Origin of the sequence: Pontibacter lucknowensis, from assembly GCF_900156415.1 — a bacterium.
Taxonomy (GTDB): Bacteria; Bacteroidota; Bacteroidia; order Cytophagales; family Hymenobacteraceae; genus Pontibacter; species Pontibacter lucknowensis.
In genome coordinates, this window is record NZ_FTNM01000002.1 from 691,756 (window position 1) to 704,173 (window position 12,418).

At 48.3% G+C, this 12,418-nt stretch carries 13 protein-coding genes; 9 read left to right on the forward strand and 4 right to left on the reverse strand.

From position 1 onward, the window contains the following. Window positions 1-60: 60 nt before the first annotated feature. The 4 genes from BW972_RS09150 to BW972_RS09165 all read left to right on the forward strand — a co-directional run bounded on the left by BW972_RS09150 (window position 61) and on the right by BW972_RS09165 (window position 4,037). Window positions 61-801, forward strand: a complete 741-nt coding sequence (locus BW972_RS09150; protein ID WP_007659467.1) for a TonB family protein — start codon at window positions 61-63, stop codon at window positions 799-801. A gap of 99 nt (window positions 802-900) precedes the next feature. Further along, window positions 901-1,941, forward strand: a complete 1,041-nt coding sequence (locus tag BW972_RS09155) for an FUSC family protein (protein ID WP_159439852.1) — start codon at window positions 901-903, stop codon at window positions 1,939-1,941. A gap of 232 nt (window positions 1,942-2,173) precedes the next feature. Beyond that, a complete protein-coding gene (locus BW972_RS09160; RefSeq protein WP_007659459.1) occupies window positions 2,174-2,791 on the forward strand; it encodes a hypothetical protein in 618 nt (205 codons plus the stop codon). Window positions 2,792-2,939: 148 nt separating this feature from the next. Continuing rightward, window positions 2,940-4,037, forward strand: coding sequence for an N-acetylmuramoyl-L-alanine amidase family protein (locus BW972_RS09165; RefSeq protein WP_007659458.1), 1,098 nt, complete (start codon window positions 2,940-2,942; stop codon window positions 4,035-4,037). 57 nt (window positions 4,038-4,094) lie between these two features. Here the strand turns inward: BW972_RS09165 and BW972_RS09170 are convergent, their stop codons facing one another. Next, a complete protein-coding gene (locus BW972_RS09170; protein ID WP_007659456.1) occupies window positions 4,095-4,493 on the reverse strand; it encodes a hypothetical protein in 399 nt (132 codons plus the stop codon). Between the two features lie 228 nt (window positions 4,494-4,721). Between BW972_RS09170 and BW972_RS09175 the strand changes: the two genes are divergently transcribed. Together BW972_RS09175 and BW972_RS09180 are read left to right on the forward strand one after the other, a co-directional pair. Next, complete coding sequence (locus BW972_RS09175; RefSeq protein WP_076421871.1) at window positions 4,722-5,969, forward strand: CYP152 family fatty-acid peroxygenase CypC; 1,248 nt, start codon at window positions 4,722-4,724, stop codon at window positions 5,967-5,969. 299 nt (window positions 5,970-6,268) lie between these two features. Next, complete coding sequence (locus tag BW972_RS09180) at window positions 6,269-6,865, forward strand: hypothetical protein (RefSeq protein ID WP_040574621.1); 597 nt, start codon at window positions 6,269-6,271, stop codon at window positions 6,863-6,865. Window positions 6,866-6,942: 77 nt separating this feature from the next. Here the strand turns inward: BW972_RS09180 and BW972_RS09185 are convergent, their stop codons facing one another. Next, window positions 6,943-8,202 carry an alkaline phosphatase family protein gene (locus BW972_RS09185; RefSeq protein ID WP_076421872.1) on the reverse strand — a complete coding sequence of 420 codons (1,260 nt, stop codon included), beginning with the start codon at window positions 8,200-8,202 and terminating at the stop codon, window positions 6,943-6,945. Between the two features lie 173 nt (window positions 8,203-8,375). Here BW972_RS09185 and BW972_RS09190 point away from each other — a divergent pair, with 173 nt between their 5' ends. Further along, a complete protein-coding gene (locus BW972_RS09190) occupies window positions 8,376-9,755 on the forward strand; it encodes an MBL fold metallo-hydrolase RNA specificity domain-containing protein (protein WP_076421873.1) in 1,380 nt (459 codons plus the stop codon). A 7-nt stretch (window positions 9,756-9,762) separates the two neighbouring features. On the opposite strand, the gene BW972_RS09195 is transcribed toward BW972_RS09190, so the two are convergent. Both BW972_RS09195 and parS read right to left on the reverse strand, forming a co-directional pair. Next, window positions 9,763-10,224, reverse strand: coding sequence for an RES family NAD+ phosphorylase (locus BW972_RS09195; RefSeq protein ID WP_076421874.1), 462 nt, complete (start codon window positions 10,222-10,224; stop codon window positions 9,763-9,765). After that, window positions 10,221-10,649: a type II RES/Xre toxin-antitoxin system antitoxin gene (gene parS / locus BW972_RS09200; RefSeq protein WP_007659447.1), complete on the reverse strand. Its 429-nt coding sequence runs from the start codon at window positions 10,647-10,649 to the stop codon at window positions 10,221-10,223. The genes BW972_RS09195 and parS overlap by 4 nt, the downstream gene beginning before the upstream one ends. A 231-nt stretch (window positions 10,650-10,880) precedes the next feature. On the opposite strand from parS, the gene BW972_RS09205 reads away from it, so the two are divergent. Next, the gene (locus tag BW972_RS09205; RefSeq protein WP_076421875.1) at window positions 10,881-11,594 is read left to right on the forward strand and encodes a tetratricopeptide repeat protein; all 714 of its coding nucleotides are present in this window, start codon (window positions 10,881-10,883) and stop codon (window positions 11,592-11,594) included. A gap of 85 nt (window positions 11,595-11,679) precedes the next feature. After that, window positions 11,680-12,390 carry a tetratricopeptide repeat protein gene (locus BW972_RS09210; protein WP_076421876.1) on the forward strand — a complete coding sequence of 237 codons (711 nt, stop codon included), beginning with the start codon at window positions 11,680-11,682 and terminating at the stop codon, window positions 12,388-12,390. Window positions 12,391-12,418: the final 28 nt, after the last annotated feature.

A 12,418-nucleotide genomic window follows, 5' to 3' on the forward strand; every position in this document is an offset into this window, starting at 1 on the left:
TCCCCACTGGCCCAAAAAATACGTCGTAATTATTCTCTGACCTTAAACTCTTCTGTTCAATTGAAAAACGCGATCACACTACTTTTCTCTATCTTCCTATTGACAGATTATCAGACGCAGGCCCAACAAAGTGACAGTCTTGCCAATATGGCCTTGGTGCTGCCTGAGGTAGAGATAATTTACAAGCAGGAAAGTCTACCAGCAACTGGAGAGAAGTTGGGTGAAATTAAATTCGCGAAAGGCCGAAATACCCCTTGTGATATTCATGATTTACTGTCTCTGGCAAAAAAACAGGCAGTCGAAAAAGGTGCCAATGCGATCTATGTCACGTCCATCAAGCCACCAGCCAATGGTAGGGGTTGCTTCGCTATAGCGGCAGACTTGTATAAGCTGCAGGAGCCCTATGTATCAACGCCCAACCCTGATTTTCCTGGGAATGTCGCTGTTACCAATAACAATGATGTCTATACCTATACCGAAAGCGTTCCCGAATTTCCCGGAGGTGAAAGTCAGATGCTTGCTTTCATTACCCGAAACTTCAACTATCCAGTCACAGCGCTTCGTGACAGAGTGGAAGGTAAAGTCATAGTTAGTTATGTCGTGCAGAATGACGGTAAGATTGGAAACGTACAAGTGAAACAAGGGGTGAGATGGGACCTGGACCAGGAGATAGTTCGCATCATCACGAGTATGCCTGAATGGGTGCCGGGCTATCAAAATGGTAAGGCTGTGCATGTTGCCTACAATGTCCCCATCAACCTGAGCCTCCCACAACGGAAAAAGAAAGCAGCGAAAGATTAGGTTACCTGCTTCTTCCTGCACAGCATTAGCTATCCTTAGCAAATTTAATAGTGTAGCTCAAAACAATTGATGGATAAATAGACGGTAATGGTCAAAGTTTTGAACATACTGGACAAGATGGGTCTGACCCTGCAGATTGTGAAAACGGCCTTTGCCGCTTCGCTTTCTTGGTTCATCGCCTCTACTCTGCTACAGTCCGAGTACCCTTACTTTGCGCCTATTGCCGCCATCATCACGGTACAGGTGACGGTACTCGACTCTGTGAATAAAGCGACGCAGCGTATAGTGGGCATTATTGGCGGCGTTTTCCTGAGCATGTTGCTTGGGCATTGGCTGAGCATCAATACTTTCTCTATCTTCCTGGTCATCATGTTGGGAATGGGCATCTCAAAAGCCCTGCGCATGAATCCCCAGATCATTTCACAGGTAGCCATCAGTTCGCTACTGGTTTTGGCATTCGGACATACTGAAGAAGGCTATGCTTTTGAACGGATTGCTGAGACGGTGCTAGGCTCAGGTATAGCAGTTATCATCAATGCCCTGATAGTGCCGCAAAATGCAATTCCGGATGTGGAGAGAAGCGTGGTCAGGTATAGCAGGCTGTCAGCTGATACGCTGGTGAGCCTTAGCCGACTGATTGATTCCTCAAGCAAGCGCAAGCAGTTTGGGCGAGCTGAAGTAGACGCCCTTATCAGGGAGTCAGCTGACAGCCGGAAAGCACTTGACCTGGCCGAGCAAAGCCTGAAGTACAACCTCCTGCTCACGCACAAGCGTATGACACTGAACCGCCTGGCTGTTCATATAAACAACCTCGAAAGTATTACCATCCAGATCAGAGGTATACGCAGAAGTCTGGCCGATCTGCAGAAAGTTAAGCCCTTCCGTTCGGCGTTCGCAGGAAAAGAGCAGTTGCAGCTCGCCATGGAGGTCACCGCCAACTGCATCGACGCATTTGGACAAAGCGTGGTTGATTCTTCAGAAGAAAATATTGTGCAGCTAAAGAAACTGATGCGGCAGGCCCGCCTGGAGCAGGACCGTTGCCTGGAGTACCTGAAAGACATAAAATCGCCTGAGATGCAGCGGGACGTAGGCAGTATACTCACCGACCTGAAACGAATTCTGGCAGAGGCTGAAAGATAGATTTCAGTATTCCTCCCGCTCTTTTATTTACCCAAAACTTGCACTATCCTTCTGATAGAAAATTCTGTCAGCATGAACACGAAGATGCTTTAGATAGGATAGTGAAGCCCTCGCAGGGGTATTTAGACGTAGTAGAGTAATTATATCTGACTTTTATAATATTATTTAAGCAAAGCATGCAACGTCTCATCGATTATTAGCATCTTACAACTATAAGAAAGCCTATAATCCTATGAAACAGCAGCCTTTATTCAGAGCCTTCGCCCTATTGTGCCTGGCACTTTGTTTCTCTTCCTGTGATAAAGAAGAAGAAATAATACCGGTGGAAGTCATCATGCCATTGCAGGTCGGTAATGAATGGGTATATGAGGTGATAGATTACAATACTGATGGCGATGTTCTTACCACCAGTTCGTTCAGACGGCAGGTGGTAAAAGATACCCTGATCAGCAAAACCACCTGGTATATTTTGAGTAATGGCTCGATCGTACGAAATGACAGGGATGGGTACGTGTACTATAGAAAGGACGCCAAAGAACAGTACATTACTTACCCCAGCCCCGAGATGTCGGGCATCGCTTATGGATACGAGTACCCGAATTATACCTTATGGATTTACCACAGAAGAACATCAGGCCTTGTAGCTGTACCTGATTCACCGCATGCGGACCAGGCACTTGAGTTCAGTTTTGAAAGGCAGACTTCCCAAAAAGCATCCTCCTCGCTGAGCACGACCTGGGTCAAAGAATACGTAACGCCTGATATTGGTATGATCCGAACTGACTGGTACTATGCCGACTCCGACAAGTTGATGCGCCGCTATGAACTCAAGAGTTACCGTGTGAAGTAGAGATGTGCGGGTTCGCATTTAAAATGAATCAAAAATAATGAAGTAAAAAATACGAAGTCCCGTATATAGAGCCTCCGATATTATGCGTTGATCTTGAAACGGGACTTTTATACTTCATACATTTTTAGTAATATCGGATTCTTAACACATGCCGATAAATTTGATTGCATTGCGTACCTCTATTATCACCCTCTTATTATTTTTATCCTCTATCGCCGTTTTCGGTCAAAGCTCTAACCTGCAGGTAGTAGCGATGCCCGGCGACGGAATCTATACCTTATTGCGCCGCCACGGGCTCAATCCTTCCGAGCATCTTCAAAAGTTTGTGGAGATGAATAAGGAGCGATTCGGCAAAGACAACGGCCTCATTGCCGGCAAAGAGTACACTTTACCAGAGGGCGCCACTGCAGCCGAAAGCAACGCTGTGGCTAGCGACAATACACGCGTTGCCACTGAGGTCAGTAAAACACGAAGCGATGTAAGTGCCACCCCAGCCAAGGTAGCTGCCCGCGTACTCGAGATGCCCTTGTTCGGGGAGAAGTATTCCCGTGTGGAATTAAAGTCTTCAAAGCTGCAGGGCGCAGTTTACTATCTGAGCTCCGGACATGGCGGCCCTGACCCGGGTGCGGTGGGCAAGTATGGCAATCACGATCTCGCAGAAGATGAATATGCCTATGACGTCACCATTCGCCTGGCCCGCGTGCTGATGGAGCATGGCGCTACCGTGTACATGATCGTGCAGGACCCGGAAAACGGCATACGTGATGAGGGGATTCTGAAAATGGACCGGAATGAAGTGGTTTACCCAAACAAACGGATTCCACTCAACCACAGTGCGCGTCTGCGTCAGCGCACCGAAGCTGTAAACAGCTTATACCTGAAACACAAGGGCGCCTACCAGCGCATGCTGGCCATTCACGTCGATAGTCGCAGTGAAAGCCAGAATATCGATGTGTTCTTCTACCACCACGAAAACAGCAAGGATGGAGAGCAGCTGGCTAAGAACATTCACCAGACCTTCACCAACAAATACAGACGCTACCAGCCTAACCGTGACTATTCTGGCAATGTGACACAGCGCAGTAGCCTGTACGTGATTAAGTATAGCCATCCACCCACCGTATTTATCGAGCTCGGTAACATTCGCAACGTAAAGGATCAAAGACGTTTTGTGATTCCGGATAACCGCCAGGCCCTTGCCAACTGGATTTATGAAGGCCTGCTGAGCGACTATACACCTCAGTAAAACATGCAAGGGGCAGCCGTACTATGCGGCTGCCCCTCCTTTTTTTTGTGACAAACCTTATTTATTGGGTTGCGCTTTCGCATAATCTACCTTCAGCAGGTTCAGGATTGCATTGCGGTGCGCATCTGCAGACATGGTTTCAGCGTCTTTGTCTACCATATCCTGCGTTCCGATCAACAATTGCCGTTTCACATCGTCATCATCCTTGTCCCGGCTGAAATACAGCGCCACATAGTCGTTTTGGCCAAAGAAGCCTTCCCGTCCGATGCCCATCTCGTTGAGGATACCGTTGAGGGTGTCTACAACTGCTGGCTCTTCGCCGCCTGCCACACCGATGTATTCGAAGCCCGCATCTGTTACATCCTGGTGCCTCGGAAAGGCTGCTAACACTTTCTCCTTAAAATTCCGGTTCAAGTCTTCCTTCTGGAAACGATATAGAATGACGTAGCTATGCATATATTTTTATAATTTAAACTTTAACAAATATTATATTATTTAGCTACGGCTTGTTGATGCATTAGTTTTGTATTCAAACCAACCAACAAAATAGCGACTGTCATCACGCAAGGTGTGTTGCTCATTAGTTACAGGTATAGCTGGGCTTTATCGCAGCCTGTGTGTGAACCAGTGAGCAGTCGCGTCGTATCCCTTAGTACTATTATATGCTCTGAAATAAATAAAGCTATGACAAACATTCCGGAAGAGAAGACCCTCGACAGTTCTATCACATTGCTGCAGGAAGGCTTTCCTTTTCTGCATAAGCGCATGCAGCAGTTTAACTCTGATATCTTTAAGACCAGGCTCCTGGGCGAAGAAGTGATCTGTATACATGGGCCGGAGGCTGCTCAGGTTTTCTATGATACAAGCAAGTTTCAGCGGAAGGGCGCTATACCTAAACCGGTACAGAAAACCCTGCTCGGCGAGGACGGGGTGCAGACAATGGATGACGTTGCCCATCGGCACCGTAAGGCCATGTTCATGTCCCTAATGTCGAAAGCAAGTATAAACCACCTGCTTGCACAGTGCGACAGGGCCTGGCGAGCCTATGTCACCAAGTGGGTGAATATGCCGGAAGTTGTATTGTTTGAGGACGTGCAGGAGATCATGTGCCTGGGCGCCTGCGCCTGGGCAGGAGTGCCGCTGAAGCCAACAGAAGTGAGGCAGCGGGCGCAGGATTTTACAGCCATGGTGGATGCCTTCGGAGCGGCTGACATGCGCCACTACCGCGGCCGCAAAGCCCGAAGCAGAACTGAGAGCTGGGTCGGGGGCATCATTGAGCAGGTACGGAAAAAGAAACTACATCCCGATGAAAACTCCCCACTCTACATAGTAGCCTGGCACTACGACACAGCTGGTAAACTGCTGAGCAAAAAGATGGCAACCGTTGAACTGATCAACCTGCTGCGCCCTATTGTAGCCATTGCCTATTACGTAGCCTTCTCCGCACTGGCATTGCACAAGCACCCGGAGTATTTGGAGCGTCTCAGACAGCCAGACGGACGTTTCCGTGAAATGTTTGTGCAGGAGGTACGACGCTTCTACCCTTTTGCACCATTCCTGGGTGCCCGTGTCCGGAACGAGTTTGATTGGGGAGGCAATCATTTTAAAAAAGGAAAGCTAGTACTGCTCGACGTTTACGGCATGCTCCATGATCCGCGACTTTGGGAAAAGCCTGAACTTTTTAAACCGGAACGCTTCGCAAACTGGCAGGGCAGCCCCTTTGATTTTATACCGCAGGGAGGCGGAGAGTTCGAACTCGGCCACCGATGCGCCGGCGAGTGGATCACGATTGAGGTGATGAAACAGGCGCTGGGATTTCTGGTGAATCACATCTCTTATGAGGTACCTCCCCAAAACCTGTACTACAAGCTCGACCGTATGCCGACATACCCACAAAGCGGTGTGATCATCAGCAATATCAGGCGAATCTAAATTTGCAATTTTCCTTCTATTTGTCACAGCCATGTCAGCTACCGCTTTGTGCAGTAGCTGACATGGCTGTTTCTACACTGTGCCAAAGCACCTTTACTCAAAATATTGCTTCATTCGCTAATGAAAAGCTGAACTCTAGTACAATTTGATTGTTGGTGTCATCTCGCTTTAAATACGTCTTTGACAGCTGCAAAATGGCTAAAAAGCTGAAACACAAACAAAAGGCTATCTCCTCCGTTAATATTTATAACACACTACTAGTTAATTAAGTACAATTTAACACATTAAACATGACTACTATGAAACGAATTTATCTACTATCAGCTTTAATTATTTTTTTGTCAACTAATGTTTTTGCGCAGGATGTTGAAGACCTTCCCCGGCCTCAAACATCAGCCCCGGTAGCTAGTGATGCTATACAACAAGGAAATTGGATTGTTGGCGCAAGTATTGCCAATGTTGGTCATAACTTCAAGTCCAAAACCTTCAGCTTGGATTTAACTCCTAGAGCAGGCTATTTTATCAGTGACAATGCAGTGATTGGTGCTCAGGCGCAGTTAGGTTTGTCTATCTACAGTGGTGGCGAATCGTTCCGATATGGTGTGACACCTTTTGTACGCTACTATTTTCCTGAGGGAGCCTCTCCTACCGGCAGATTTTTTGGTGAAGCCATTGTAGGTATAGCTGGCAGTTCTGAAGAAGACAGTGATGGAGATTCCGTTTTTTCACGCGTATATGGTGTTAGCGGTGGCTATGCGTATTTTGTAGCAAGAAACGTAGCGCTGGAAGGTATGCTTAACCTGGTCCGCAGCAATGCTAACGTAGACTTTGGAGGATCAGCTACTGGTCTTTCCATTAGTCTTGGTCTGCAGATTTATCTGCCTGCAGGTAATTAAGTCGCTATATTTAAAGTGAAGCCCGCTCCAGTTTTCTGGAGCGGGCTTCACTTCTTTAAGTCCGACATAAATTATGCTCATTGCAGTACTTTCTCAACCAAGTGCCTGCTGCCGTCAATTTTATGCTGGTAGGGCAACCCCAGTATTTCAGCGATAAGCGGATATACATCCACGTTTTCGAAAGTATCTACTTTTACGCCTTGCTTGAAAGCGGGCCCCCAGGCATAAAAGGTAGCATGCATTTCTTTCACTTGGGTGGCATCATAACCATGCTGACCAGGTGAAGGCGGTCGTGACGAAAAGTGAAATACCTTTGGTGCATCGGACAGCAGCAGGATATCGCCCACACGGCCATACTTGTCGTGCTTTGCTCCGTAGTGCAGGTGTTTTGGCATATTTGATTTCTTATATACCTGATACTCCTTTGCCTCTTTCTTCAGCTTCCGGTAAGTTGGCTTCACAGCTTTCTTATCCTTGGCATGCAACTCCACGACCATACCACCTCCTGACACCATAAATTTTGCTGTATCAATAGCCGCTGGCATAGGCAGCGTATTTTGGGTATCTACTGCGAGCATACCATGGTCTGACACGAACACGTAATTCACCGGCAGGCCCGTTTTGGCCACCGCCTCAGTCAGCCTTTGCATGTGTTTGTCCAGTTCCAGTACAGCCTCTTTTGTCTGTGGGGCATCAGGACCATAGCGGTGACCAGCATGGTCTACCTCCGGCAGGTAAAACGTGATGAGGTGCGGGCGCTTCTCAGCAGGCAAACTGAGCCAATCTACTACCGTCTGGATGCGGCGCTCAATGGGCATCACCTCACTGTACTGGTAATGATACGTAGGCAGTATACCTTGCACAGGCGCCTCAGAGCCTACCCAGAAAAAACTGGCCGCTACCATTTGCTGCTGTTCGGCCAGTACCCAAAGTGGTGTTCCCCCATACCAGCTGCCATCTTCCACTTTGCTGCGGTCGCGCATGCTGTAGTGCTCCTTGCGCTGCGGGTCGTAAAAATAATTGTTGATTAGTCCGTGGCTTGCCGGGTATAGCCCTGTCACAATGGAATAGTGGTTTGGGAAAGTTTTGGAAGGAAAGGCCGGCAACATGGAGGTAGCCTCTACTCCTTCTGATCGCTTCGACTTCAGGAATTTAGCGTCAAACTTATCTGCATAATCATACCTGAAACCGTCGGCTGAAATCAGAATGACGTAAGGTTTTTCCTGTTGCGCCGGGCTGTTATACCTGTCATGGATGACACGCTGCACCGTGTCTACTTGTGCGAATGCCAGTCCATGCCAGAGCAGGTAAACCAGCAATACAGAAATCTTTTTCATGGTGCGAAGATACGCTAAAACCTGTGTAGCAACCAGGCCAAGGGCTTTATTTTAATGTTAAGACACTAAGCTATACCCGTATAAAAACCAACCGTAAATTATCTAAAAGAGACATTTGTCATTATTCAGCAGCTCAGGTTTGTATACCTTGCCTCACCATAAAATCAAAACAGATGCTACACGAAATCCCTCCTTTCACACTGACCTTCCTGGGCGGCGCAGGTACGGTTACCGGTTCTAAAATGCTGCTTAAAACAGATAGACACCAAGTGTTAATTGACTGCGGTCTGTTTCAGGGGCTCAAACAATTGCGCCTGCTCAACTGGCAGGACCTGCAGTTGAATGTGGAAGAGTTGGATGCCATCATTCTGACACACGGTCACCTGGACCATTGCGGCTATCTGCCTGTACTGACAAAGAATGGTTACAATGGCCCGATTTATGCCACCACTCCCACCCGTGACGTAACAGAAATAATACTCCGCGACAGTGCCAAGATACAGGAAGAGGACGCCGCTGAAGCCAACAGAAGAGGTTATTCAAAACATACCCCCGCCAAGCCCCTGTACACCTCCGAGGATGTGGACATTACGATGCCACTCTTCGAAACTCACGACGACAATGAGTGGGTGATCATCAACGAGGACTTCAAGTTCTGTTTCCGGAGAAGCGGTCATATATTGGGTTCTGCCTTTATAGAACTCAAGTGTAAAGGGCGCAAAATCGTTTTCTCGGGTGATATCGGCAGACGTCAGCCGCTCCTGATGGACCCGCCCGCCATTATCCGGGAGGCAGATTACCTTGTGCTTGAATCTACCTATGGCGACAGGCTGCACGAGCGGGCTTCGGCTTACGAGGAGTTGCAGGCTTACGTGAATCATACCGTTGAGAAAGGTGGCGTGCTGGTGATCCCTAGCTTTGCCGTGGAGCGGGCACAGGAACTGCTGCTTATACTGAACACGCTACGGGAAGACCGCAGCATACCGCCTATACCTATCTACCTCGACACGCCGATGGGAATTGATGTGACGGAGCTATACCTGCACCACCGCGATTGGCACAGTCTGAGTGATGCGGAGTGCCGCACCATGATGCACAATGTGCACGTGATCCGTGACTTTGAGCAAACGCTGCGGGTACTCGATAAACCAGGGCCGAAGATCGTCATTGCCGGCAGCGGGATGGTAACCGGCGGACGGGTGCTCTACTACCTGCAGCGACTGCTGGATGATGCAAAAAACACGGTGCTATTGGTAGGCTATCAGGCACCCGGCACCCGTGGCAGCCTGTTGCTGAGCGGTGCCACTGAAATTAAAATGCAAGGCAATTACTATCCGGTGCGAGCCGAGATTCAGCAGATATCTTCTCTCTCAGCGCACGGCGACCAGGCCGAATTGCTCTGGTGGATTAGCCATCTGAAAAATGCTCCGATGCAGGTATACCTGAATCACGGGGAAGCACAGGCGCTGGAGGCACTTCGGCTAAAAATAACAGACACCCTGGGCTGGAGCTGCACAATTGCCGAGATGGGCAAGACCTATGAATTACACTAAAACCTGATTATTTGATAAATAGCCGCTTGTCAAATACAAAAGGCTCTGTCTTGAGAATGCGTACTTTCTGGAAATCAGGGTGGCGAGGGTTGACCAGGTAATTAAATGTGCCCTGCACGGTGGCGGAGGGAACCTTTAGTATAAGACTTGCACCTTCCGCTACGTAACGGTCCCCTATCTTCTGGGTGGCATTGCTGTGCGGGAATGATTTCCAGGAAGCCGCCAGGTCTTTTTCGTGTACTTCCCCTAAAGGGCCACTATCAGGTAGTTCAATTGTAATAAGGTGGTAGTCCTTGGGCACAATACCCAATGGCATATGCACGGCTATCTCCACCGTACATAGGGCAATGGATTCGCTGGTGTAAAGCACAGCTGTGCCTTTGCTGTTCCAGCGGCCTCCTGCCAGTTCAGCGCCTTTGCCAGACAGGTCATTGCAATACAGTTTTCTGCTGAGGCGGTATACGATCATGCCAGCACACCATGCTCAATGCGGGTCAGTTCATCGCGAAGCAGCCCAATGCCAAACGTGCTGTCAAGCAGTTCTTTCGGGCGTATACCTCCGAGTGCCACATTTTTTGCCTCCAGCCAGGCGTCAAAGTCTTCTTTCTCGCCGAATACCTCCATCCCTTTGTTATACACTAAGGTGATCTCAAGAATTTTCTCGGAGTGCAGTGGATCGAACTTGCGCTGCTCTTTTTTGTAGCGCTGAAAGGTACGCTCTGACAAGTGCAGAAACTCTGACCACTCTCCTATGCTAAAGGGAATTTTGTTGGCGATGTTCTGAAAGGTGGCATACTTTATACCTTCACGCACGGTCGTGATCAACATGAAAACATCCCGGTCATCGATCAGGCTATAGTTGATGCCGCTGTTTATTTTAAGTGCTTTGCCCATTGTCGTTTCCTTTTTTCAAATATACGCAATCTGTCGTAGAATATACGACAAGTTGCGCAACATATTTTAAGCTTTTCCTGATTAATCACATTAACATGCCATATGCAGTCACAGAATAGGGCTATACCTTTGTCTAAATGGATAATAATACCAATGTTAGTTTGGGAGCGGAAAGAGAGGCACTAATCCAGGCGTAACATCGTTTGAAGCCAGAACCAAGCTCTATTACCCATGCGAAGCCAGTTGATCGCTTTCGGACTATTTATAACAGGCACCATGGCCGCCTGCACTTCCCAAAACGCCATTACAGAAAACAGGCAGTCGCCCAAGCCTGAACTCACCTTGACTGATGTCATTCCTGCAAAAAAAAACCTGACACCTGAAGAAAGGCAGAAGCAGAAGAAAACCCTGGATATGGATGCGAAGCGGTTCAAGAACCGTAAGGCAGCATCGGCTTACTATGTGTATCAAGCTAAGCGCAATTTCAATGAAGAAAAAATAGATTCAGCCGGTCTGCTACTGAACAAAGCCTGGCTGATGGATAGCACCAACAACGAGGTATATTGGGCTTACGGGCTCGTATATGGCCAGCAGAAAGTGTATGATAAGGCACTCTTTGTGCTCTACCATGCACTGGAGAAAGACCAGCACAATCCACGCTTGCTGACCGACCTGGCTACCAGCCACCTGGGTCGTTTTTATGCAGAAAGTAATCCCCAGGATCTGATGCAAAGCAAGAAGCTGTTGGAAAGTGCCGTGCGCTACTCCCCTAACGCAGCCGACGCCTATTACAAACTTGCTATCAGCCACTATTACCTGCAGGAATATGGCAAGGCGTGGGATTATCTGCACAAGAGCATCAGCAAAGACAAAGCCATGGCGGATGCCACCTTCATTGCGGCCCTGCTGGAAAAGCAACAGGATCCCGCAGGCAAATACGAGTAAATGAAAGGACAGCATTTGTTATTTCAAGACAGGTGGCGTATTTTTAAACCAAGAAGGATTTACCTCACCTAGTTGATACCATCACATGAAAAGAATTTTCCTGGCCGCGGCCACTATTTTACTAAGCGCCTCCATGGCCTTTGCGCAGGAGCAACAACCTGCTTTGCACCCGAAAGTGCTCCCTATGTTTGGGCAGGTAGCCAAGACGGATGCCCAGCAGAAGGCCGATGAAAAATTCCTCACCAGTTGCGATAAGAACTTCGAGAGCCGCACGGAGGCCAGTAACTTTTTCATGGACCGTGGCTGGGAGTTCCTGAATGAAGGACAGGTAGACACTGCCGTATACCGCTTTAACCTGGCCTGGCTCCTGAATCCAGATAATTACAATACTTACTGGGCTTTCGGTCTGGTAGAAAACAGCCGGGGAAATACACGCGATGCGATTGGAATGTTTGATCGTGCGCTGAAATACCAGCCTAACAATTCGCTGTTGCTGTCGGATGTGGGAGCAGCCTATCTGCAGCAATTTATTTCTGACAAAAAGAAGAAAAACCTAAAGCAGGCTGCAGCCTTTCTTGACCGCTCCTTAAAGGCTGACCAGAATAACGCCTTTGCCCTGGCAAATCTGTCGCAGGTATATTTCCATAACAAGAAATACGCTGAAGCCTGGGATTACCTGCACCGCGGCCGTGACCTGAACATGATGTCGCTTGACTACAACTTTCTGTCAGAACTGATGGCTAAAATGCCGGATCCGAAAGGCATGTTCCGTATCGAAACCGAAGCCGCTAAATAAATACAACACGTAAGCACCATCCAACCTT

Coding starts and splice junctions, on each gene's coding strand:
- BW972_RS09175 (WP_076421871.1), top strand. CDS start 4,722: ATGACAAACATTCCGGAAGAGAAGACCCTCGACAGTTCTATCACATTG.
- BW972_RS09190 (WP_076421873.1), top strand. CDS start 8,376: ATGCTACACGAAATCCCTCCTTTCACACTGACCTTCCTGGGCGGCGCA.
- BW972_RS09195 (WP_076421874.1), bottom strand. CDS start 10,224: ATGATCGTATACCGCCTCAGCAGAAAACTGTATTGCAATGACCTGTCT.
- BW972_RS09180 (WP_040574621.1), top strand. CDS start 6,269: ATGAAACGAATTTATCTACTATCAGCTTTAATTATTTTTTTGTCAACT.
- BW972_RS09205 (WP_076421875.1), top strand. CDS start 10,881: ATGCGAAGCCAGTTGATCGCTTTCGGACTATTTATAACAGGCACCATG.
- BW972_RS09160 (WP_007659459.1), top strand. CDS start 2,174: ATGAAACAGCAGCCTTTATTCAGAGCCTTCGCCCTATTGTGCCTGGCA.
- BW972_RS09170 (WP_007659456.1), bottom strand. CDS start 4,493: ATGCATAGCTACGTCATTCTATATCGTTTCCAGAAGGAAGACTTGAAC.
- BW972_RS09210 (WP_076421876.1), top strand. CDS start 11,680: ATGAAAAGAATTTTCCTGGCCGCGGCCACTATTTTACTAAGCGCCTCC.
- parS (WP_007659447.1), bottom strand. CDS start 10,649: ATGGGCAAAGCACTTAAAATAAACAGCGGCATCAACTATAGCCTGATC.
- BW972_RS09185 (WP_076421872.1), bottom strand. CDS start 8,202: ATGAAAAAGATTTCTGTATTGCTGGTTTACCTGCTCTGGCATGGACTG.
- BW972_RS09165 (WP_007659458.1), top strand. CDS start 2,940: ATGCCGATAAATTTGATTGCATTGCGTACCTCTATTATCACCCTCTTA.